The sequence below is a fragment of the Pseudomonas mosselii genome (assembly GCF_005796105.1).
GTDB classification, from domain to species: Bacteria; Pseudomonadota; Gammaproteobacteria; order Pseudomonadales; family Pseudomonadaceae; genus Aquipseudomonas; species Aquipseudomonas mosselii_C.
Window position 1 is genome coordinate 1 of sequence record NZ_VAUO01000025.1, and the last position, 22166, is coordinate 22166.

At 63.7% G+C, this 22166-nt stretch carries 19 protein-coding genes; 16 read left to right on the forward strand and 3 right to left on the reverse strand.

Annotation, left to right across the window (positions count from 1 at the left end; all coding sequences use genetic code 11):
* Positions 1-233: 233 nt before the first annotated feature.
* Genes FEM01_RS23575 through FEM01_RS23590 form a run of 4 tightly spaced genes read left to right on the forward strand, consistent with a single transcriptional unit; the run spans position 234 to position 3918 of the window.
* Positions 234-1133, forward strand: coding sequence for a TauD/TfdA dioxygenase family protein (locus tag FEM01_RS23575; protein WP_138221831.1), 900 nt, complete (start codon positions 234-236; stop codon positions 1131-1133).
* An 18-nt stretch (positions 1134-1151) separates the two neighbouring features.
* On the forward strand, positions 1152-2171 hold the full coding sequence (locus tag FEM01_RS23580; RefSeq protein ID WP_138221832.1) for an ABC transporter substrate-binding protein: 1020 nt from the start codon (positions 1152-1154) through the stop codon (positions 2169-2171).
* A gap of 6 nt (positions 2172-2177) precedes the next feature.
* Complete coding sequence (locus tag FEM01_RS23585; protein ID WP_138221833.1) at positions 2178-3041, forward strand: ABC transporter ATP-binding protein; 864 nt, start codon at positions 2178-2180, stop codon at positions 3039-3041.
* A gap of 13 nt (positions 3042-3054) precedes the next feature.
* Positions 3055-3918, forward strand: coding sequence for an ABC transporter permease (locus FEM01_RS23590; protein ID WP_138221834.1), 864 nt, complete (start codon positions 3055-3057; stop codon positions 3916-3918).
* 100 nt (positions 3919-4018) lie between these two features.
* On the opposite strand, the gene FEM01_RS23595 is transcribed toward FEM01_RS23590, so the two are convergent.
* A complete protein-coding gene (locus FEM01_RS23595) occupies positions 4019-4576 on the reverse strand; it encodes a WYL domain-containing protein (RefSeq protein ID WP_138221835.1) in 558 nt (185 codons plus the stop codon).
* 202 nt (positions 4577-4778) lie between these two features.
* Between FEM01_RS23595 and FEM01_RS23600 the strand changes: the two genes are divergently transcribed.
* From FEM01_RS23600 to FEM01_RS23630, 7 genes are all read left to right on the forward strand, one after another.
* Positions 4779-5591, forward strand: a complete 813-nt coding sequence (locus FEM01_RS23600) for a tetratricopeptide repeat protein (RefSeq protein ID WP_138221836.1) — start codon at positions 4779-4781, stop codon at positions 5589-5591.
* 392 nt (positions 5592-5983) lie between these two features.
* Positions 5984-6421 (forward strand): MarR family winged helix-turn-helix transcriptional regulator, encoded by a 438-nt coding sequence (locus tag FEM01_RS23605; RefSeq protein ID WP_138221837.1) that lies wholly within the window; start codon positions 5984-5986, stop codon positions 6419-6421.
* Complete coding sequence (locus FEM01_RS23610; RefSeq protein WP_138221838.1) at positions 6418-8505, forward strand: FUSC family protein; 2088 nt, start codon at positions 6418-6420, stop codon at positions 8503-8505. The genes FEM01_RS23605 and FEM01_RS23610 overlap by 4 nt, the downstream gene beginning before the upstream one ends.
* Positions 8502-8714 (forward strand): DUF1656 domain-containing protein, encoded by a 213-nt coding sequence (locus FEM01_RS23615; protein ID WP_016392395.1) that lies wholly within the window; start codon positions 8502-8504, stop codon positions 8712-8714. The genes FEM01_RS23610 and FEM01_RS23615 overlap by 4 nt, the downstream gene beginning before the upstream one ends.
* Entirely contained in the window at positions 8711-9586 is an 876-nt protein-coding gene (locus FEM01_RS23620) for an efflux RND transporter periplasmic adaptor subunit (RefSeq protein WP_138221839.1), read from the forward strand. Before FEM01_RS23615 ends, FEM01_RS23620 begins: the two co-directional genes overlap by 4 nt.
* On the forward strand, positions 9583-11001 hold the full coding sequence (locus FEM01_RS23625) for an efflux transporter outer membrane subunit (protein WP_138221840.1): 1419 nt from the start codon (positions 9583-9585) through the stop codon (positions 10999-11001). The genes FEM01_RS23620 and FEM01_RS23625 overlap by 4 nt, the downstream gene beginning before the upstream one ends.
* A 474-nt stretch (positions 11002-11475) precedes the next feature.
* A complete protein-coding gene (locus FEM01_RS23630; protein ID WP_138221841.1) occupies positions 11476-11730 on the forward strand; it encodes a DUF3077 domain-containing protein in 255 nt (84 codons plus the stop codon).
* A 145-nt stretch (positions 11731-11875) separates the two neighbouring features.
* Here the strand turns inward: FEM01_RS23630 and lapD are convergent, their stop codons facing one another.
* Both lapD and lapG read right to left on the reverse strand, forming a co-directional pair.
* Positions 11876-13822: a cyclic di-GMP receptor LapD gene (gene lapD / locus FEM01_RS23635; protein WP_138221842.1), complete on the reverse strand. Its 1947-nt coding sequence runs from the start codon at positions 13820-13822 to the stop codon at positions 11876-11878.
* Positions 13823-13832: 10 nt separating this feature from the next.
* Positions 13833-14594 carry a cysteine protease LapG gene (gene lapG, locus FEM01_RS23640; RefSeq protein WP_138221843.1) on the reverse strand — a complete coding sequence of 254 codons (762 nt, stop codon included), beginning with the start codon at positions 14592-14594 and terminating at the stop codon, positions 13833-13835.
* Positions 14595-14803: 209 nt separating this feature from the next.
* Here lapG and FEM01_RS23645 point away from each other — a divergent pair, with 209 nt between their 5' ends.
* From FEM01_RS23645 to FEM01_RS23665, 5 genes are all read left to right on the forward strand, one after another.
* Positions 14804-15496, forward strand: coding sequence for a GntR family transcriptional regulator (locus FEM01_RS23645; RefSeq protein ID WP_138221844.1), 693 nt, complete (start codon positions 14804-14806; stop codon positions 15494-15496).
* Positions 15497-16329: 833 nt separating this feature from the next.
* Entirely contained in the window at positions 16330-17106 is a 777-nt protein-coding gene (locus tag FEM01_RS23650) for a DUF3050 domain-containing protein (protein ID WP_138221845.1), read from the forward strand.
* The gene (locus tag FEM01_RS23655) at positions 17103-18032 is read left to right on the forward strand and encodes a diiron oxygenase (RefSeq protein ID WP_138221846.1); all 930 of its coding nucleotides are present in this window, start codon (positions 17103-17105) and stop codon (positions 18030-18032) included. Before FEM01_RS23650 ends, FEM01_RS23655 begins: the two co-directional genes overlap by 4 nt.
* 10 nt (positions 18033-18042) lie before the next feature.
* Entirely contained in the window at positions 18043-21468 is a 3426-nt protein-coding gene (locus FEM01_RS23660; RefSeq protein ID WP_138221847.1) for an amino acid adenylation domain-containing protein, read from the forward strand.
* A gap of 29 nt (positions 21469-21497) precedes the next feature.
* A complete protein-coding gene (locus tag FEM01_RS23665) occupies positions 21498-21965 on the forward strand; it encodes an SRPBCC family protein (RefSeq protein ID WP_138221848.1) in 468 nt (155 codons plus the stop codon).
* The last annotated feature ends 201 nt before the right edge of the window (positions 21966-22166 follow it).

Consider the following 22166-nt stretch of genomic DNA (forward strand, 5'->3'; position numbering starts at 1 on the left):
AAGGGTTGGATTGGTGTCCAACTTCTTGGGGGCAGTCCACAGACCGCATCCCGCTGCTCATATGCTTATACATTAAAGATATTTAAATCTTTCTTATTATGCCTTTATAGTCCACCCACTGCGTACGAGCCGACCAATCGGCGCGCCGCACGACTCGAACCCACACGGGAAATCCCCGTGCGTTTCTGAATCGTTGCGCGCCCTGAACGTCGCGCACTGCGTGGGAGTGAACAATGCCAGCCGCCTCGAACGCCTTGTCGACCAACGACAGCGCCCTGCCGCAAACCTTCGAAATCCGCCCGTTCTCCGGCGCCGTCGGTGCCGAGATCCTCGGCCTCGACCTGTCCCGACCGGTCAACGCCGAGGACTTCACCCGCATTCACCGTGCCCACCTGGACCACCATGTACTGGTGTTCCGCGACCAGCGCATCACCCCTGAACAGCAAATCGCGTTCAGCCGCCGCTTTGGCGAACTGCAAATCCATGTGCTCAAGCAGTTCCTGCTGGCCGGTCACCCCGAGATCCTGATCGTTTCCAACATCGTCGAAGACGGTCGCAACATCGGTTTGGGTGATGCGGGCAAGTTCTGGCACTCGGACCTCTCCTATAAAGAGCTGCCGAGCCTGGGTTCGATGCTGCATGCCCAGGAGCTGCCCAGCGAAGGCGGCGACACCCTGTTCGCCGACATGCACAAAGCCTGGGACGCGGTGCCGGAAGCCCTGCGCAAGGTGGTCGAAGGCCGCGCTGCCGCCCACTCCTACACCGCCCGCTATGCCGAGACCAAGTTCGAAGGCAACTGGCGCCCCACCCTGACCGCCGAGCAATTGGCCCAGGTGCAGGAAGTCATTCATCCGGTGGTGCGTACCCACCCGGAAAATGGCCGCAAGGCACTGTTCGTCAGCGAAGGCTTCACCACCCGAATCGTCGGCCTGCCCGATGACGAAAGCCGTGACGTGCTGCAACAGCTCTACGCCCTGAGCGTGTTGGAACAGAATATCTACCGCCACCAGTGGCAGCCGCATGACCTGGTGTTCTGGGACAACCGCTCGCTGATCCACCTGGCCACCGGCTGCCCCGCGCACCTGCGCCGCAAGCTGTATCGCACCACCATCCAGGGCGATGCCCCGTTCTGACGACTGAGGAAAATCATCATGCGCAAATCCATCAGCCGCCTGACGGCAAGTATCGGCCTAGGCGCCAGCCTGGTCGTGGGCAGCCTGGCAGCCCCTGCCGTGGCCCAGGCCGAAGGCAAGATCCGCATCGCCGAGCAGTTCGGCATCGTCTATCTGCTGTTGAACGTGGTGCGTGACCAGCACCTGATCGAAAAGCACGGCAAGCAGCAAGGCATCGACATCGAAGTCGACTGGGCCCAACTGTCCGGTGGCGCGGCGATCAACGACGCGCTGTTGTCAGGCTCGGTGGACATCGCCGGTGCTGGCGTCGGCCCACTGCTGACCGTATGGGACCGTACCAAGGGGCGCCAGAACGTCAAGGCCGTGGCCTCGCTAGGCAACTTCCCGTACTACCTGGTCAGCAGCAACCCCAACGTGAAGACCATTGCCGACATCAGCGACAAGGACCGCATCGCAGTGCCGGCGGTGGGTGTCTCGGTGCAGTCGCGCTTCCTGCAATACGCTGCCGCCCAGCAATGGGGTGACCAGCAGTACAACCGCCTCGACAAATACACACTGGCCGTGCCGCACCCGGATGCCACCGCCGCGCTGCTGGCTGGTGGCACGGAGCTCAACGGGCACTTCTCCAACCCGCCGTTCCAGGACCAGGCCCTGGCCAACAAGAACGTGCATGTGGTGCTCAACAGCTACGACCTGCTCGGCCCCAACTCACCAACCTTGCTGTTCGCCACCGAAAAATTCCGCAAGGACAACCCAAAGACCTACAAAGCCTTCGTCGACGCTCTCGCCGAAGCCGCCGACTTCGCCCAGAAGGACAAGGCTGCGGCCGCCGACACCTACATCCGCGTGACCAAGGCCAAAATCGACCGCGACGTGCTGATCAAGCTGATCGACAACCCGCAGTACGAATTCACCGTCACCCCGAAGAACACCTACAAGCTGGCCGATTTCCTCTACCGGGTCGGCGCGATCAAGCACAAACCCGAATCATGGAAGGACTACTTCTTCCAGGATGAACGCCCGTTGCAGGGGAGCTGACAGACCATGACCGCCCCATTGCCAGGCCACACGGCCAGCAACCTGAGCCGTGTCGCCACCCCACCGCTGCTGACGGTGGACAACCTGAGCCTCGAATACCGCACCGCCCAGCGCGTGGTGCGGGCCACCCACCAAGTCAGCTTCGAAGTCGATCGTGCCGACCGGTTCGTACTGCTGGGCCCGTCGGGCTGCGGCAAGTCGACCTTGCTCAAAGCCATCGCCGGGTTCATCGAGCCAAGCGAAGGACAGATTCTGCTCCAAGGCCAAGCGGTGCGCGGCCCGGGGCCGGATCGCATCGTGGTGTTCCAGGAATTCGATCAACTGCCACCGTGGAAGACGGTCAAGCAGAACGTGATGTTCCCGCTGCTGGTGTCTGGCCAGCTCAAGCGCGCCGACGCCGAGGAACGTGCCCTGCACTACCTGGAGAAGGTCGGCCTGGCCGCCTTCGCCGATGCCTACCCGCATACCCTGTCGGGCGGTATGAAGGCGCGAGTCGCGATTGCCCGAGCGCTGGCGACCCAACCGAAGATCCTGCTGATGGACGAGCCGTTCGCCGCCCTCGACGCCCTGACCCGGCGCAAGATGCAGGAAGAACTGCTGCTGCTGTGGGAGGAAGTGCGTTTCACCCTGCTGTTCGTCACCCACTCCATCGAGGAAGCGCTGGTGGTGGGCAATCGCATCCTGCTGCTGTCGCCACATCCCGGCCGCGTACGCGCCGAAGTGCACAGCCACCAGTACGACATGGGCAGCCTCGGCGCCAGCGATTTCCAGGCCAGCGCCCGACGCATCCACCGCCTGCTGTTCGATGAAGCCGAAACACCAGAGCAAGCGCCCGACCTGGGTTTCAACGACATCCGCATCGCCTACTGACAGGAGCCTTGGCATGACGACGACACCTGCACGACAGGAATACGAAGTGCAGCTACAGCCCCTGCCCGGGGTGCCGCTGGAACGTGAACTGCCGGTGGTACAACGCCTGTGGCAACAGGGCTGGCTGCGCAAGGCGATGATACTGGTGCTGCTGGCGCTCCTCTGGGAGGGGGCGGCACGCGCCACCGACAACGACCTGCTGCTGCCCAGCTTCCTGCAAACCGCCGTGGCGTTCTGGGACGGTATGATCACTGGCGAGCTACCGGCCAAGGTCGGGGTTTCGCTGGTGGTGCTAATCAAGGGCTACGTGTTCGGCATCGTGCTGGCGTTCGGGCTGACCAGCCTGGCCGTCTCGACCCAGTTCGGCCGCGACCTGCTCGGCACCCTCACCTCGATGTTCAACCCGCTGCCGGCCATCGCCCTGCTGCCACTGGCACTGCTTTGGTTCGGGCTGGGCGACAACAGTCTGATCTTCGTGCTGGTGCATTCGGTGCTGTGGGCCCTGGCGTTGAACACCTACCAGGGTTTCCAGGGCGTTTCCGAAACCCTGCGTATGGCCGGGCGCAACTACGGCTTGCGTGGCCTGCGCCTGGTGCTGCACGTGCTGGTGCCGGCAGCGCTGCCGTCGATCCTGTCGGGCTTGAAGATCGGCTGGGCGTTCGCCTGGCGTACGCTGATCGCCGCCGAGCTGGTGTTCGGCGCCAGCAGCGGCAAGGGCGGGCTGGGTTGGTACATCTTCCAGAATCGCAACGAACTGTACACCGACAAGGTGTTCGCCGGCCTGGCGGTGGTCATCCTGATCGGATTGCTGGTCGAAGGGCTGGTGTTCAATACCCTGGAGCGGCTAACGGTGCGGCGTTGGGGGATGCAGCGCTAACCTGCAAGCGCGAGCTGGCGGCCGTATGAGGCAACCGGCGTCAACTGGGTCCAGCGTGCCCGGTGCAAGCGGGTTGTCCCGCGTAGCAAACGACGCCAGTCTAGGTCTGGTACTGCGCAGCTGCGTTGGCCAGTGTTCTGCCGATCTCTTCACGCAACGCGTTCGGCTGCTCCACCACCAACGCCTCTGCCTGACTCAACAGCCACCAGCGCAGCGGCCAGCCATCCACCACCGTGGCACGCAACCGGTGCCCCTGCTCCAGAGCCGTCAGCTGCATGTCGGCGCTCAACGGCGCCTCGCGCAACTGGCGCGCCAGCGCGTCGCTGACCCAGGCCTGCAACTCCATCCCTTCGCCGCAGGCCAATTGCGGCGAATCGCCGCGCAGATAGCCCTGCAGGTCGAAGTTGCCACGCAGCTCACCCACCGCGCTCGCGGACCAGTGCCAACCGAACGGAATACTCTTGTCATTGCGCTCCAACGGGAAGATCAGCGACAACTCGTTAAGGTCACGCTCGACGGTACGTTTGCTGACACTGAACCCCGCATCGCGCAGACGCCAGACCAGTTCGGCGCTGGTAATGCCGGGAGAGCGGCCGGGCAATTGGCGCAGCAAGGCCCATTGGCGGCTGAGGGTGGCGCGGGTAGTGGCGAACGGCAAAAGGAAACGTCCTTGTCTAGGCTTGCCGCTAGGATGGCGGCACAAGCGGGTCATGGCAATTGGCCACGGCCCGTTCAGATCAATGAAGACGCAATTGGTTGCCTGGGATCTGATCGTTCGCGACAGGTTTTGACGTGTCGTCGCGCAGAATCACGCGTCACGACAGTCGAGGTTGGGGCTGTGACGTTCAATGAGGATGAACATGTCTGCTGCCAGCAATATCCATTCACTGCTCGCACGCCTATTGCCCGAGCGCATCATCCCGCCGCCGGTACGCCCCGGCCAGCGTCATCGGTTGTTCGCGGGCATCGGACTGCCCAGCCAGCCGTCGCTGGACGCTGAGCGCTTCGGCTTGGTCGACCGTCTGGACGAGGCTGTCGACCTGCACGCAGTCTACACCGACCTATGCCAACAAGCGCTGCAGGGCAACGTGGCAGCGCTCAACGACTTGGGCTGGATCTGGCTCAACGGCAAATACTGGCGTGGCGACACGGTCTTGGCCGGACACCTGCTGCGGATGGCAGCGCTACAGGGCAATGCCGCCGCCTGGTTCAACCTCGGGCAGCAACACTACTTCGGCAAGGGTGTGGCCGTGTGCTACGCCAACGCCGCCGAATATTACCGCCACGCCTTCGAGCGCGGCCTGCTGCTTGCGGCAGCAGCCTTGGGCGATCTGTACGAAGAGGAAGTCTGCGACGGTGACCAAGACTGGGTGGTGGACCCGGCAGCGGCCTACCAATGGTTCCTGCGCGGCGCCCAGCGTGGCGACGCACGCTGCCGTTTCGAGGTGGGTTACCGGTTGCTGCACGGGTTGTACGTGGAACGCGACATCAAGGCGGCGTTGTACTGGCTGGAGCTGGCGGCAGCGACCGGGGTGATGCAGGCCGCCGAGGAACTGGCGGTACACTTCAGCCGCCGAGATTCGTCCCGCTACCTGGACTGGCGCGATCAGGCGATCCAGCTGGGCAGCACCCTGGCGCTGAGCATGAAGTTGGAAGACCAGATACAGCCGTGAGGCCCAGGCGCTGTCTGCTTCGCGATGGCCTTGCACTCCGCTAAACCCGAATCCAGCGCAGCACCTGTAGGAGCGGGCTTGTGCCGCGAAAGGGCTGCGAAGCAGCCCCGGCGATCTTGTATGACACTGAAATCCTGGGACCGCTGCGCGCCCCTATCGCGGCACAAGGCCGCTCCTACAGGATTGTGCAGTGCCTGACCTCAGCGCAGCACCTGTAAGAGCGGCCTTGTGCCGCGAACACCGGCATAGCCGGTGCCAGCCAATACCCTCACCTGTCGTTGCCCACAGATGAATAACCTTTCATCTCGCCCATCCATCACCCTCGGTTGACGACAGGGGGAGGACCGGGCGTATATTGATAGTTAGCAAACTATGAATATATTTGGTTTTCCATGTCCCTTGACGCACTGCACCTTAAAATCAGCAGCGGCGTGGTCGTGGCGGCTCGGCATTGGCGTCGCCTGTGCCAGGGCGCCTTGACCCGCTACGGCATCTCCGAGGCCTGCGCGGTCCCGCTGCTGATGATCGTGCGCCTGGGCGATGGCGTGCATCAGGTAGCCGTGGCCCAAGCCGCAGGCCTTGAGAGCCCGTCGTTGGTGCGCCTGCTCGATCAGCTGTGCAAGGCCGGCCTGGTCATACGCTGCGAAGACCCGCTGGACCGCCGTGCCAAGGCCTTGAGCCTGACCGTCGAAGGCCGCACCCTGGCCGAGTCCATCGAAGGCGAGCTGGTGCGTCTGCGCCGCGAGGTGCTGCACGGCATCGCCGAGGCCGACCTGGACGCGACCCTGCGCGTCATACAGGCCTTCGAGGCCGCGGGAGACCAAGCGTGAGCGGTTTCTTCAGCTCGGTCCCACCTGTGCGCGACTGGTTCTACGGCGTGCGCACCTTCGCCGCGTCGATGATCGCCCTGTACATCGCCCTGTTGCTGCAACTGCCGCGCCCGTACTGGGCGATGGCGACGGTGTATATCGTTTCCAGCCCGTTCGTCGGGCCGACCAGCTCCAAGGCGCTGTATCGCGCCCTCGGCACCCTGCTGGGCGCAGGCGGGGCGATCTTCCTGGTCCCGCCACTGGTGCAGTCCCCGTTGTTGCTGAGCATCGCCATTGCGCTGTGGACCGGTACGTTGCTATTCCTCTCGCTCAACCTGCGCACAGCTAACAACTATGTCCTGATGCTGGCTGGCTACACCCTGCCGATGATCGCTCTGGCGGTGGTCGACAACCCGCTGGCGGTGTTCGATGTGGCCTCATCGCGGGCCCAGGAAATCTGCCTCGGTATCGTCTGCGCGGCGGTGGTCGGGGCGATTTTCTGGCCACGCCGATTGGCTCCGGTGGTGGTCGGCGCCACCGGCAACTGGTTCAGCGAGGCGATTCGCTACGGCGACACCTACCTGGCCCGTGAAGCCAGCGCCGATAAGGTCGGCGGCCTGCGCGGGGCGATGGTCGCCACCTTCAACTCGCTGGAACTGATGATCGGCCAGCTCGGCCACGAAGGTGCCGGGCCGCACACCTTGAAGAACGCCCGCGAGCTGCGCGGGCGCATGATCCATCTGCTGCCGGTGATCGACGCCCTCGACGATGCCCTGCTGGCCCTCGAAGGCCGTGCCCCGGCACAGTTCAGCCAGTTGCAACCGGTCCTGGACGCTGCCCGCGAATGGCTCAAGGGCACCGCCGAAAGCGCCTCGGTGGCGCGCTGGACTGCCCTGCACGAGCAGATCGACCGCCTGCAACCCGGCGCCGCTGCCCTCGACCAACGTGCCGAACTGCTGCTGTCCAACGCCCTCTACCGCCTGAGCGAGTGGGCTGACCTCTGGCAAGACTGCTGCACCCTGCAACACGCCTTGCGCAACGACGACACGCAGCCCTGGCGCGCGGTTTACCGCCACTGGCGCCTGGGCCGCCTGACGGCGTTCTTCGACCGTGGCCTGATGCTCTACTCGGTGCTGTCAACGGTGCTGGCAATCATCGTCGCCTGCGGCCTGTGGATTGGCCTGGGCTGGAACGACGGCGCCAGCGCGGTGATCCTCGCCGCAGTTTCGTGCAGCTTCTTCGCCGCCATGGACGACCCGGCCCCGCAGATCTACCGGTTCTTCTTCTGGACCTTGATGTCGGTGATCTTCTCTAGCTTGTACCTGTTCCTGGTACTGCCCAACCTGCACGACTTCCCGATGCTGGTGCTGGCCTTCGCCGTGCCGTTCATCTGCATCGGCACCCTGACCGTGCAGCCGCGCTTCTACCTGGGCACCCTGCTGACCATCGTCAACACCTCGACCTTCATCAGCATTCAGGGCGCCTACGACGCCGACTTTTTCGCCTTCATCAACGCCAACCTGGCCGGCCCCGTGGGGCTGCTGTTCGCCTTCATCTGGACCCTGGTGATGCGCCCGTTCGGCGTGGAACTGGCGGCCAAGCGCATGACCCGCTTCGCCTGGCGCGACATCGTCGGGATGACCGAGCCGGCGACCCTGGCCGAACACCGCCAGGTCGGCGTGCAGATGCTCGACCGCCTGATGCAGCACCTGCCGCGCCTGTCACAGACCGGCCAGGACAGCGGCGTCGCCCTGCGCGACCTGCGCGTGGGCCTGAATCTGCTCGACCTGCTGGCCTACCTGCCACGCGCCAGCGCCCAGGCCCGCGAACGCCTGCAAACGGTGATCGACGAAGTCGGCAGCCACTACGCGGCGTGCCTTGAAGCCGGCGAGCGCCTGCATGCCCCGGCCACGCTGCTACGCAATATGGAGCGCGCGCGCCTGGCGCTGAACCTGGATGAACTGTACGAACGCGGCGACGCTCGCACCCACCTGCTGCATGCCCTGTCAGGCCTTCGCCTGGCCTTGCTGCCGGGTGTGGAGGTGATGCTAGAGCCTGCCGACCAACCGCAACTGCCCCCCGGCCTCGACGGAGCGCCCCTGTGATCGGTGAACTGGATATCAGCGGGGTGTTCCTGCCCACGCTGCTGGTGATGATGTTTGGCACCTACCTGCTGTTCCTGGGGGTACACGCGGTGCTGGTGCGCCTGCATTTCTATCGCCTGGTCTGGCACCGCGCGCTGTTCAACGTCGCCTTGTATGCCGTACTGCTGGGTGCGGTCGACCACTTTTGCCGAAGCCTGATGCTGCCATGAAAAAACCTTTGCTGACCCTGGGCCGCGTGGTCCTGACCTTGCTGGTAGTGACCTTCGCCGCCGTGCTCGTGTGGCAGATGGTGGTGTACTACATGTTCGCCCCCTGGACCCGCGATGGGCATATCCGCGCCGACGTGATCCAGATCGCCCCCGATGTGTCGGGGCTGATCCAGAAGGTCGAGGTGCGCGACAACCAGACCATCAAGCGCGGCGACGTGCTCTTCACCATCGACCAGGACCGCTTCACCCTAGCCCTGCGCCAGGCCAAGGCGACCCTGGCCGAACGCCAGGAAGCCCTGGCCCAGGCCTCGCGCGAGGCCCAGCGCAACCGCAAGCTGGGCAACCTGGTGGCGGCCGAGCAACTGGAGGAAAGCCAGTCCCGCGAGGCCCGCGCGCGCTCGGCGGTGAACGAAGCCCAGGTGCAAGTGGACGTGGCTCAGCTCAACCTCGACCGCTCGGTGATACGCAGCCCGGTGGACGGCTACCTCAACGACCGTGCCCCGCGCGCCCACGAGTTCGTCAGCGCCGGGCGCCCGGTGCTGTCGGTGGTCGACAGCGCCTCGTACCACGTCGATGGCTATTTCGAAGAAACCAAGCTGGGCGGCATCCAGGTCGGTGATGCCGTGGACATCCGCGTAATGGGCGACAACACCCGCCTGCGCGGCCACGTGCAGAGCCTCGCCGCCGGCATCGAGGACCGCGACCGCAGCAGCGGCGCCAACTTGCTGCCCAACGTCAACCCGGCCTTCAGCTGGGTACGCCTGGCCCAGCGCATCCCGGTGCGCATCGCCTTCGACGAAGTACCGCAGGACTTCCGCATGATCGCCGGGCGCACCGCTACCGTGTCGATCATCGAGGACAAGCGCCCATGAAACAGCTGATCCTGGCGGGCCTGTGCCTGTCGCTGGGCGCCTGCATGATGGTCGGGCCCGACTACGAAGTGCCCAAGGACGCCGCCGTGCAGCGCAGCGACCTGAACGGCCCGCTGCGCCAGGATGCCGACAGCGTGGTCTCGGCGCCGGTGCCCGAGGACTGGTGGCAGCTGTACCAGGACCCGCGCCTGAACCAGCTGGTACGTGACGCACTGAGCGCCAACACTGAGCTGCGCGTGGCAGCCGCCAACATCGCCAAGGCCCGCGCCCAGGTGGAGGTGGCCGACTCCCAAGGTGGATTCAATGGCGGTTTCAAGGCCGGCGCCCAGCGCTTGCAGGAGTCCGGCGAAGCCTTTTTGCTGACCGAAAAAGTGCCGGTGGCCAACATCGGCGAGGCGATCATCAGCGCCAGCTACCAGTTCGACCTGTGGGGCACCCTCAAGCGCGGCACCGAGGCGGCCAAGGCCAACGCCGACGCCGTGCAGGCCGCCGCCGACACCGCGCGCATCACCCTGGTGGCCGACGTGGTCAAGGCCTACACCCAGGTATGCTCGGCCAACGAGGAATACCACATCGCCCGCGAGTCGCTGGACTTGCAGGAGCAGAGCGTGAAGCTCACTCAGCGCCTGCGGGATGCCGGGCGCGGCGACGAAACCCAGGTGACTCGCTCACAGACCCAATTCAAGTCGTTGCGCGCCGAACTGCCGCGTTTCAAGGCCAAGCGCGAAGCCGGGCTGTACACCCTGGCCGCGCTATTGGCCAAGCCCGTGGAGCAATTGCCCACCGGGACCGCCGATTGCGCCGAGTTGCCGCAGCTCAGCCAACGGGTCCCCGTCGGCGACGGCGCAGCCTTGCTCAAGCGCCGCCCGGACGTGCGCCAGGCCGAGCGCCAGCTGGCCGCTGCCACCGCGAACATTGGCGTGGCCACCGGCGCGCTATACCCAGACATCAGCATCGGCGCCCAGGTGGGCACCATCGGCATCCTCGAAAACCTCGGCGAGCCAGCCACCAACCGCTGGGGCATCGGGCCGCAGATCAGCTGGAACATCCCCACCAACGGCACCCGTGCGCGCATTCGCATGGCCGAGGCTTCGACACAGGCGGCACTGGCGCATTTTGACGGCGTGGTGTTGAACGCTATCCGCGAGACACAGACGCGCTTGGCGCAGTACAGCGCGTTGCTGGACCGGCGTGATGCGCTGGCCGAGGCTGAGCGTTCTGCGAAGGAGTCGGCGGACCAGACGCACCTGCGCTATCAGGTCGGGCGTGAGTCGTTCCTGGCGGATTTGCAGGCCACGCGGACCTATACCGATGTGCGCGCGCAGTTGGCGGCGGCGAACGCTCAGGTGGCGATGGGGCAGATTGGGGTGTTCTTGGCGTTGGGTGGGGGGTGGAAGGATAACACTGGACGCTGAGGAACCATCCAGGCAGTACAGGTGCTGGTGGCCGTGATGCGGTTCTACGTCAAATCACTCGAACCGTACGAAATTTCCGAGATTGAACCCAAATCCTACAGATCAACACGGGTTAGGACCTATCCTACGCGCCTTGCGGAGGTTTCAATGTTGTCGGGGAAATGCCTCAGGAATAACGTCTTCGGGTCGCTTTCGGGCGATCGGGCGTGAGACACCCGGTTACGTAGAACTCCGCTCTATGGCGGTCGTGCGCGGGCAGGCTTTCGGCCTGGCCGGGTTTCCTACGTACCCGGGTCTCACCCCGCGCATGACTGCCACCCAATTCAGTGAGACGAATAGGAAGGCAGTTCCCGGATCAATTCGTAGGAGCGCCAAGATGAAAAAATTCATCCCCGACCCACCCCACATCACCTCTCCCTACTTCTCCACCCCCAAAGCCCTGACCCGCCTGAATACCACGCCGGGAGGTCCGCAATGAGCGATGACCTGAAAAGCTGCACCACCGTGGGCAACGAGACCTGTCTGGAACTGTTCCGCGTACAGCCGGGCATCCCCATGGAGCGGGTGCTGGACGAGATTTCGGTGTTGCTGGGCTGCATCCGCCACCTGTCAACCGAGGCGGAAATGGAGGGTGACCTACTGGCCGGAAGTGCGGCGCGGATCCTGAGTGACATGGCCAAGGCGCTGATCAACGACCTGGAGCGCGGGATGAACCGGGCGCTGCACTAGATCAGAGCGCGATCTGTGTAGGAGCGGCCTTGTGCCGCGAACGGGGCGCGAAGCGGCCCCAGGATTTCGGCTCCATCCAAAATCGCCGGGGCTGCTACGCAGCCCTTTCGCGGCACAAGGCCGCTCACAGGGGCGAACTGGGGGTTCAACGCCAGGGCGCGGGCTCACCGACCAGTTGACCCTGGATGCCTTGCACGCCCATCTCACGCAGCACGTTCAGCTCTCCTTCTGTTTCCACCCGCTCGGCGATCAGCGGCAGGTCGATGCTGTGCGCAGCACGCTGTATGGCTTCGATGAACAAGCGCTTGTGCTGCTCGGTATCGATGCTGCGGATATAGCCACCGTCGATCTTCAGGTAAGCCAGCCCCAGATGTGCCAGGTTGCCGATCATGCTGAAGCGTCCGCCAAAGCGTTGCAGCGCCAGGCTGAAGCCCAGACCGTGCAGGCGGCGGGTGAGCTGTTCGAGCAGCGACTGTTCGGGTAACTGTTCTTCACCGATTTCGAAGGTCAGATGTTCCCCCAACGCGCGGTGCTGGCCCAGCAGGTCGAAGACTCGCTGCAAGGCCTTGGGATCGGCAAGCGTCGCAGCGGACAGGTTGAGCGCCAGCGCCTCGCGGTGCGCCTGTAGATGGCGCAGCACCTTCTCCAAAACCAGCAGGTCGAGCCGGGCCATCCAGCCGAAACGTTCGAGCCAGGGCAGAAAGCGCCCAGCGGCAATGGCCTCGCCCTGCTCGTCGAGCAGGCGCGAGATCACCTTGTAGTGCAAGACCTTGTCTGGCGCGCGGGCGTCCACCACCGGCTGGAAGAACAGCTCGAACTGCCCGTTGTGCAGCGCTTGATCCAGACGCGTGTGCCAGGCGTGATGGCTGTCGGCGGCTTGCGCTGCGGCGCCTTGCTCCAGGCACACCCAACCGGGTTTCGGCTGGCTTTCGGCACGCGCCAGGGCCTCGTCGGCGAGCTTGAGCAGCGCCTGCGGTGCATCGCCGGGGCTGTAGGGGGCCAAGCCGATGCAGGCCACCGGGTCGACATCGCTGGCGCCGGTTTCGTGCAAGCTCTGCAAGGTACTGGCCAACGCCTGGGCCAGTTGAACGGCCTCTTCGTGCACCATGCCTGGCGCCAGCACGGCGAACTCGCCGCCGCGGCTGCGGGTGATCAGGTCGTTGGTCTCTGGGTAATGCGCGCAAGTGCGGCGCAATTGCTCACCCACCGCCTGCAACAACTGGTCGGTGCGCTGGCCGCCCAGGCGAGCGTTGAGGCCAGCCAGATCCTGTACGCGCAGCAGCAGCAGGTAGCCAGCGCGGGCATCTTCGGCGTTGCTCACCCGAGCGTTGAGCTGCATTTCGAAGTAACGGCGGTTGGCAAGGCCGGTCAGGCTGTCTTGGTACGACTCGCTGCGCAGTTTCTCGCTGCGCTCGGCCTGCTCGGTGAACAGTGCCTTGAGCTTCTCGACCATTTGGTTCATCGCCTGTACCACACGGCGCAGCTCAGGGGTGCGCGGCAGCTCCGGCAGGCTCAGGAACTCGCGCCGGGCGATGGCGTGGGACTGCGCCACCATGTAGTCCAATGGGCGCAGTTGGCGACGCAGCAACAGAGCGCCGAGCACCGCGCTCACCGCACCGCACAGCAACAACCAGCCGAGACTGCCCAGGGCGCTCTGCCAGAGCTTGGCCAGGGCGAACATGGGGTGGCTGATCACCTCTACCCGCGCCGCCTGCTGCCAGCCGCGGCTGACGATCGCATCGCCGCCGGCAGGTTCCAGGCCGATCAGGTGGATGAACCAGCCCGGCACGCCGCCACTGTCAGGCTCGGCGTGGCGCTCGACCAGCACCGCGTTGGACTCGATGTCGATCACCTTGATGCTGGAGTAGTAGCCACTGTCGAAGATCGAGCTGACCATAAGCTCGACCATCGCCGGATCGTCGATGTTCGGCGTCAACGACAGCGCCAGCGCCGTGGCCGCATCCTGGGCGTGGGAGCGCAGTTGGTTGACGTACTGGCTGCGCGAGCTTTCCAGACTGACCATGAAGCTGCCGCCGAAGGCGACCACCAGGAACAGGCAAATGGCTAGCAGCAATTGTTTGAACAGTGACATCTGTGCTCCTTCAGTAGACCGGTTCGGCCGGGAACCCTTCGGCCTGCATTTTCTTCAGCAAGTCCTGCCAGCGCGACAGGCGCTTGGTGTCGCCAACCTTCTTGTTGCCGGCAGCGCCGGTCAGCCAAAGGCCTTCGCCGTTGAAGCTGTACACCGGCAGCAAGTCGGTACGCTGGCTGGCCGGTTTGATCGCGTCCATCAGGCTGTCGAGCACCAATGGCTGGGCCTGTGGGCTTGAATAATAGGTCAGGACCATGTGCGCCCGGTTCTGGCGCAGGGCCTTGACGTAGGTGATCCGCAGTTTTTCGGCGGGAATGCCCATGCGCCGCAGGCTGAAGTACTTAGCGATGGCGTAGTCTTCGCAATCACCGGCGCCCTTGATCAGCGATTGCACAGGTGTGGCCCAGTAGTCCACTTCATGCCACAGGTCGATGTCCTCGACGTAGCGCAGTTGCTTGTTGAAGAACAGGTTGACCACCTTGAGTTGCTCCTGCTCGCTGGCCTGCTTCTGCGTCGCCAGCAGGTTCTGCCAGGCATCGAGGCGGCCCTGCCCTGCGCCCAGCGGCCCGTACAACGCCTGGGCGCGGCGACTGATCTGGGAAAAATCCCAGTCGGCCTGGCTGACGCCCAGCAACACGCAGCCGAACGCCAAGGCCAGGCCAAGGCGGCGCAGAGTGTTGCTGAGTGCCCAAGGTTTCGCCACTGCGAATACCCGATCAGGTCCGTTGAAAGCTGCGATGGTGCAAGCTGGCGAGGTAAAAGACAACGGCACAATGCAATCACGCTGCCAGCTGTCGGCAACCCCGCTTCCCACAAGTGCTGCCGTCGTCGTCCGTCTTCCCAAGGCCTGCGACTTCCTTCACGATAGCCGCGTTTGCTGAATGGACCTCATGGCCCCGGCGAACCTGCTGTTTGACAAGCTGACCACTCCCTCACTAGGGTTATTGGATCCAATGTTCATGTTGCCGAGGCGAACCCCGCGTGGCTGAGAAACCCAAACTCCTGAGCACCATCCTGGGTGGCGAGCAGGTTCCCGCGCACCTGGCCCGCAGTGTCATCGAAGAACGTCTGCGCAGTGCCATCCTCGACGGTCGCCTTGCGCCGGGTACCGCCGTGCGCCAGCAAGAGCTGGCCACGCTGTTCGGCGTCAGCCGCATGCCAGTACGCGAGGCGCTGCGCCAACTCGAGGCGCAGTCGTTGTTGCGGGTGGTGATGCACAAGGGCGCAGTGGTCGCGCCGCTGATCGGTGAAGATGCCGTGGATACCTACGGCCTGCGGGTGCTGCTCGAAACCGAAGCCTTGCGCCAGTCGATCCCACTGCTCCAGGCCGAGGACATCGCTCAGGCCCGTGGCTATATTCGCGAGCTGGAAACCGAGACGCGCTACGCCGAAATCGGGCGCCTCAACCGCCTGTACCACATGACGCTCTACGGCAAGGCACGCAACCAGAAGCTGCTGCGCCTGATCGAGATCGAACTCAACGAGGAAGAACGTTTCCTGCGCTTCCATTTGTCGTCCATGGGCCTGGGCAAGCTCACTCAGGATGACCACATCGCCATCACCGACGCCGCCAGCGACAAACTGGTGGACGAAGCCGTACGGCTACTGGAAGCCCACCTGAACAACGCCGCACGTACCATCAGGAACTACCTCGATAGGCAATCGGCCACCTGACCACGCGCAAATGCGCCAGCTTGGGCACAAGGATGGCAATAAACGTGCAAGCCCCCGGCGCAGGTGCCAAGCGAGCCGCCATACCGTATTCAGCAGATCTGCCGGGCACATCGCGGTGAGCTGCGCGAGCGCCGCCGCCGGGCCGAAGCACTCCCCGGCCACGGGCAGCACGCTGTTCAACCCGCGCAGCGTGCGTATTTTCTACTCCTCCCTCGACCTGCTCGGCTTCTAGGCCAGCGCATCTGCCCACTCGTTTGCACGACGAGATCCGCCCAACAGGCGTTGCCGGCCATAACAGTGCCAGCATTTGCGGCACACTCTACTCGCTACGACGGCTGCTGATCACCAATAGCGGACCTGGCCGTCGGCATTCACACCCACCTGCAGAAGGAGCCTGCCACCGGGGCAAGAACCGCCAGCCGATCAGCTGCCCCTGAACAGTCAAACGCCCCCTATCCGTTAATCAGTGCTCTGAGTGAGGCATTCACTCCGTGTTTAATTTTTCTGCTCGTTGATGATCGGAAGGAGCACTTATTGCCAAATTAAAACAACTTACGTGTTTTAATTTGGCAACTTTCAACTTTAAAAACTTGCAATTTGAAAATAAACAAAAAAAGAATTGCAAGTTCTTTTGCAGTTGCTCTAACTTTTATTTCGCCGACCACAGGGAGGACGCTACCTCCCCGAAATCAAAGGCTCCGCGAGCCCTGTACGGCCCTTTCCGTTGCGCGCCATCGAAACTTCGTTCGAGGTACCCGCTCGCCCGAAACATCCATGACGGCTCAACGGAATTGCATCAACCAACCTGAATACAGACCAAGACGGATATTAATATGAGCACATTGAAGCGCGCACTTTCCGACAAAAAACAGGTACTTTCGCAGCACCCTCTGTTCTCTGAAATCGACTCACTCGACACACTTCGTCGCTTCATGGAAACCCACGTATTCGCGGTGTGGGACTTCATGTCACTGACCAAACGCCTGCAACAAGAACTCACCTGCGTCAGCCTGCCGTGGCTACCGCCGGCAGACCCTGCAGCTGCGCGACTGATCAATGAGATCGTGCTGGGTGAAGAGTCAGATGATCGCCTCGACCACGGCCACTACAGCCATTTCGAGCTGTACTTGGATGCCATGCGCGAAGTCGGTGCCAGCACTCAGGCCATCGAACGCTTCGTCAGCCTGATGCAGCAAGGCGTCGCTCACCCCGAAGCCTTGCAACGCGCCGGTGCCAGCGAGGCCGCGCAACGTTTCGTGCGCGATACCCTCGAAGTGGCGCTGGACGCTCCGGCCCATCGCGTCGCTGCGGCGTTCCTGCATGGGCGCGAGAGCGTGATTCCGAGCATGTTCCAGCAGATCCTCGATGAGTGGGGCATCGGCATCGAGCAGGCCCCGACATTCCGTTACTACCTGCAACGCCACATCGAAGTGGACTCCGAAGATCACGGCCCGGCTGCCGAGCAGTTGCTGGCACGCCTGGTCGCTGACGACCCCGTGCGTGAAGAGGATGTCTACGTCGCCGCCATCGCCGCTGTGGACAGCCGCATGGCCCTGTGGGACCGCCTGCGCGCTGCGCTGCAAGCCCCGGTTGCCGAGGTCGCCCGATGAACGCCATCGACTACCGCTCCTTCGCCGATGCCTGGGAAGAGCGCGCGACCATCCGCACCCGACCGCGCCGTCGGGTAGAGGACGACCAGCGGCTGATCTACCCGCTGAGCCGCCAACCACTGGTACTTGGGGCCACGTTTCAGCGCGAGTGCCCACAGTTGCGCGACTTCGTCCTGGTGCAAAGCCTCTACAAGTTCATCAACGACGTGGTGATCTTCGAGACCGAGATCGTCGACCGCACCGCCCGGCGCATCGCCAAGGACCGCTTCGCCGTGCGGTTTCCATTCGCCTGCCGCTACGACGCAATGACCGTGGTGGTGGACGAGGACTACCACGCCCTGGTGGCCATGGATTTCCTGCAACAGACCATTGCCCTGACCGGCGTGCAACCGATCGCCTTGCCGCAGGAAATCGAACTCAGCCGGGCCATCCCGCAGGCCCTGGCGCAAGTGCCCGAGGCCCTGCGCGATGCCTTGGAGTTGATCTGCGTGGGCATTGCCGAGAACACCTTGACCGACGATGTGGCGGCGTTCGCCCGTGATGACACGGTCAAGCCCTCGGTGAAGGGGCTGATGGCCGATCATCTGCTCGATGAAGGGCGCCATTCGAGCTTCTGGGCGAGGCTCACACGGATCTACTGGCTGGCCGCGCCTGAGGCCGACCGCAGGGCACTGGCCAAGGTGCTACCCGTGTTTCTCAGCCAGTACCTGACCAACGACATCCAAAAGGCCTTCGACTTCGCACTGATCGCCGCGCTGCCGATCAGCGAAGCGGTACGCGACGACCTGCGTGAGGAGGCGCAGGGGCTGGCATTCCCGATCAATCACCAGCACCCATTGCTGGGCAACATCCTGCGCTTCTTCCGCGCAAGCTCGATGCTCGAATCGGCCTGCGTACAAGACGCACTGCGCGACTACTTGCCCTGAGGACCCCATCATGAGACGCCTCGAGATACTTTTGGTAGGTACCAGTCCCGCCCTGGCGACACTTGCCCGCCAGCTCGACGAACACGGTCACGGCGCGGCCACGGCCTGGGATACAGATGCGCTGCGCCAACAACTGGCCCATCGCCCTGACCTTGTGGTGGAGGACGGCAGCCTGTCGCTCGCCAGTGGTGACTGGCAACCGCTGGGGGCCATACCGCTGTTACGGCTGCGCCTGGGTGCAAGCTTCGCCGAGACCTTGCCACGCCTGGAAATCCTCTGCTGGTGCGGCAGTGCCAGCGCACAGCGATTGATCGAACGCCTGCCTGTGCCCACGCCAGATAGCGGTAATGGCCAACAGCTGTGCGAAGACACGCTGCTGGCCTTGAGCGATCTACTGGCCTTGCAGGTCAACCGCTTCGCGCGCAACCCTCAGTACCTGCATGAGGCGCCAGCCGCAGGCCCTGGGTTGCATGAGCGAGAGCATGGCCTGGAGTGGCTGGAGGGGCTGGCCTATCGGCATCCGTTCAACCGTACGCTGCGCGCCGACCTGCTCGAGCGAACCGAAAGCGGCTTGCTTGAAACGCTGGAACACAGCCTACGCCAACACGCCGAGCGCCCGGCGCTCGACCACGCAGGGCAGCAGCAAAGCTACCGGCAACTGCATGCGCAGGCCGTTGGCATCCAACGCGCCCTGCTCCTCCTGCTGCCTACGCCGAGCGCGCAGCCACCGGTGGTGGCTGTGTGCGTGGCCAAGTCGCCAGCGTTGTATGCCAGCCTTCTGGCGATCTGGGGTTGCGCGGCCATCTACCTGCCGCTTGATCCCGCCACGCCTGCCGAGCGTCGCCAACGCATCCTTGAGGACGCTGGAGCCTGCGTGCTGCTGCATGACGGTGAAGCGCCTGTGGATATCTCGCACCTGGATGTGCGCAATTTAGGGCCGGCCTTGGACAGCCCACTGCCCAGTCTGGCACTACGCCCATCAGTTCAGCCCTGCGTGGCGATCTACACCTCCGGGACCACCGGGCTGCCCAAAGGTGTGTTGCTGAGCCAGCGCAACCTGGCGCACTTCATGGCCTGGTACCAGGCGCATGTGGGGCTCGACAGTCATAGCCGGGTGCTGCAGTTCTCCACCATTGGCTTCGATGCCTCGCTGCTGGACATCCTGCCGACCTTCGCCTGCGGCGCGCTGCTGGTGCTGCCCAGCGAGGAGCAACGCCGCGATCCCGTGCAGTTGATACGACTTATCCACCGACAGGAGGTCACCCATGCGTTTCTGCCGCCAGCCTTGCTGAGCATCCTGCCTCGGGATGTGCATCTTGGCTTGCAGCACCTGATCACTGGGGGTGATGTCTGCGAACCCGGGGTGATCGCGCGCCTGGCTGGACAGTGCCACCTGCACAACATCTACGGCCCCACGGAAACCACCGTACTGGCCACGACTCGGGTCTTCGCCGAAGGTGACAGCAACCGCAACCTCGGGCTGCCGATTGCCAACACCCAGGTGCTGATCCTCGACGAACACCTGCATCCGGTGCCGGAACACACCCCGGGTGAGCTATACATCGCCGGGCCAGGGGTGGGGCTGGGTTACTTGAACAACCCTGCACTCAGCGCAGAACGCTTCGTCGAGCTGCTCCTGCCTGAGGGTCGCTCGCTGCGTGCCTACCGCACCGGCGATATCGGCAAATGGACCGCACACGGCATCGAGCTGTGCGGCCGACGGGATAACCAGGTGAAGATCCGTGGGTTCCGTGTAGAGCCTGAGGAAATCGAACATTGCCTGCGTGACAGCCGGCTGTTCGCGCAGGTGGCAGTGGTGGTCGATGCGCAGCGCCGTGTGCTGGCGTTCGTCGCGCAAGCGGACGGCCCCGATGCCCAGGAGCAGTTGCGCCTGCATGCCGAGCGGACCTTACCCGACTACATGCGCCCAAGTTTCTATCAAGTGTTGGAGCAGATGCCCTACACCGCCAACGGCAAGGTGGACCGCAAGGCCCTGCTGCTGCGCCCCTTGGCCTTGCCGAAGCATCAGCGGCAGTTGCCGGCAAGCCACACCGAACAGCGCCTGTGCAGCCTGTGGGCGCAACTGCTGGAACTCCCGGAGACAGACATCTCCACCGACGACAGCTTCTTCAACCTGGGTGGGCACTCGATCCTGTTGTCGCGCCTGCTGTTGGAGGTACGCGAGCGCTTTGGCCGTGGCGTTGCGATCAACCGGTTCATCGAACTGCCGACGGTGCAGCGACTGGGTGCGCTGCTCGATGGTGTGGAGAGCGGACAGGAAGATGCGCTGATGCGTCTGGAACAGGATGCCAATCGTGAACTGGGGTTGCAGGTACTCCCAGTGGAGCGCTTGGGGGATGTGCATAAGGTGATCGTCACCGGGGCCAACAGCTTTCTCGGGGTGCACTTGGTAGAGGCCTTGCTGGAGTGGGGCGCCACCGAGGTAGCCTGCCTTGTGCGCAGCGCTGCTGGCGTGAGTGCCCAAGCGCGCTTCGCCCAGGCGCTGCACGACAACCATGTGACGCTGGATCTGACCCGCGTGCGGGTGCTCGAAGCCGACTTGCGCAAACCACGCCTTGGCCTGAGCGAGGCCGACTATGACTACCTGGATGAGCACTACGGCGCGCTGCTGCACAACGCAGCTCAGGTGAACCATGTGCTCGACTACCAGGTACTGGCAGCGGACAACATCGAGCCGTTGTTCGAGTGCCTGCAACTGTGCGAAGGGCGGCGCAAGAAGATTTTCAATTTCGTCTCGACCCTCTCGGCATGCAGTGCCGTGGACGATCACGGGCGGGTACTGGAAGACGACCCGGCAACGACGCCGCCGATCTATATCCGCAATGGCTACAACCTGAGCAAGTGGGTCGGTGAGCGCATCCTGCAACGGGCACGCGCCCAGGGCGTATGGGTCAACCTGTTCCGCCCCGGGAACATCACCTTCGACAGCCGTACTGGCGCCTGCCAGCCACAGCGCAACCGCTTGATGCTGATGCTCAAGGGGTCGCTGCAACTGGGTCAGGTACCTGGCCTGGAGATCGACTTTGACCTGATGCCGGTGGACTTCCTCGCACGCTTCATTGCCTTCCACGGCAGTCGCCACCAAAGCAGCCAATGCGTGTTCAACCTGCACAACCCGGAACCCCTGCGCTGGCGCGACTACCTGGCGTCATTTCGCGAGCAAGGCCATGCCTTCGAGCTGGTGAGCGTCGAGCAATGGCAACGGCAGTTACGTCGGGTTGACCGCGACAACGCGCTGTACGACGTCCTGGGCTTCTACCTCGATGGCTTCGAGGAGGACATCGGCGACATCTCGGGCATCGCGCATGACAACGCCAGGGCCGGCGTGCAGCGCATGGGCAGCCAGTACCCCAGCAAGAGCCCGGAGCTGCTACGCCGCGGCTGCAGGTACCTGACCAATATCGGTTTTATCTGAAACGTTCATCACAACAGGAGCAACACGACATGCACGCACTCAAACCCGATACTCTGATCCGCAACCCTGAAGGCTGCCTGGTGGTCTCCAGCGTGGACATCGCGGCACCTGCCGCCAGCGTCTGGAACATCGTCGGCAACTTCGCAGGCTTTCCGGTGTTCATTCCGGCGCTGGCGCACATCGACATGACCGGCACGGGTGTACGTTCGATCCGCAAGAAACTGTTCAAAGATGGCAATGTGGTGATCGAGCAGCTCAACTCACGCGATGAGCAAGCCATGAACATGACCTGGAGCCTGATCTACACCAGCCTCAACATCGGCAACCTGTGGGCCGCAATGGAGGTGAGCGCAATAGACGGGCAACGTAGCCGCGCGACCTGGACCATCCAGGCCGAGCCTTGGCAAGGCGGGCCGGAAGCGCTGCCGGATTTTCAGGCCTTCCTTCAAGGGTTCGCCGATGAGGCGATGGGGAATGTGAAGAACCTGCTGAGCTGATCGTACGGTCGAGCTACGAAGCCGCCCCATCGGGGCGGCTTTTTTTTGTGCCTGCATGGACTACGCGCGGCGCCAAACGGGCACAGAACAGAGGGCGGAAGCAGCTGCCATACCCCAGAAAGACAAAGCCCCCGATCGCATCGCGATCAGGGGCTTCGGAATTGAATCTTGACGATGACCTACTCTCACATGGGGAAGCCC

Bases quoted from the DNA above. Each gene is read 5' to 3' on its own strand.
- FEM01_RS23580 (WP_138221832.1), top strand. From the start codon at position 1,152: ATGCGCAAATCCATCAGCCGCCTGACGGCAAGTATCGGCCTAGGCGCC.
- FEM01_RS23600 (WP_138221836.1), top strand. From the start codon at position 4,779: ATGTCTGCTGCCAGCAATATCCATTCACTGCTCGCACGCCTATTGCCC.
- FEM01_RS23650 (WP_138221845.1), top strand. From the start codon at position 16,330: ATGAGCACATTGAAGCGCGCACTTTCCGACAAAAAACAGGTACTTTCG.
- FEM01_RS23590 (WP_138221834.1), top strand. From the start codon at position 3,055: ATGACGACGACACCTGCACGACAGGAATACGAAGTGCAGCTACAGCCC.
- FEM01_RS23625 (WP_138221840.1), top strand. From the start codon at position 9,583: ATGAAACAGCTGATCCTGGCGGGCCTGTGCCTGTCGCTGGGCGCCTGC.
- FEM01_RS23605 (WP_138221837.1), top strand. From the start codon at position 5,984: ATGTCCCTTGACGCACTGCACCTTAAAATCAGCAGCGGCGTGGTCGTG.
- FEM01_RS23660 (WP_138221847.1), top strand. From the start codon at position 18,043: ATGAGACGCCTCGAGATACTTTTGGTAGGTACCAGTCCCGCCCTGGCG.
- FEM01_RS23665 (WP_138221848.1), top strand. From the start codon at position 21,498: ATGCACGCACTCAAACCCGATACTCTGATCCGCAACCCTGAAGGCTGC.
- FEM01_RS23575 (WP_138221831.1), top strand. From the start codon at position 234: ATGCCAGCCGCCTCGAACGCCTTGTCGACCAACGACAGCGCCCTGCCG.
- FEM01_RS23655 (WP_138221846.1), top strand. From the start codon at position 17,103: ATGAACGCCATCGACTACCGCTCCTTCGCCGATGCCTGGGAAGAGCGC.
- FEM01_RS23630 (WP_138221841.1), top strand. From the start codon at position 11,476: ATGAGCGATGACCTGAAAAGCTGCACCACCGTGGGCAACGAGACCTGT.
- FEM01_RS23620 (WP_138221839.1), top strand. From the start codon at position 8,711: ATGAAAAAACCTTTGCTGACCCTGGGCCGCGTGGTCCTGACCTTGCTG.
- FEM01_RS23585 (WP_138221833.1), top strand. From the start codon at position 2,178: ATGACCGCCCCATTGCCAGGCCACACGGCCAGCAACCTGAGCCGTGTC.
- lapD (WP_138221842.1), bottom strand. From the start codon at position 13,822: ATGTCACTGTTCAAACAATTGCTGCTAGCCATTTGCCTGTTCCTGGTG.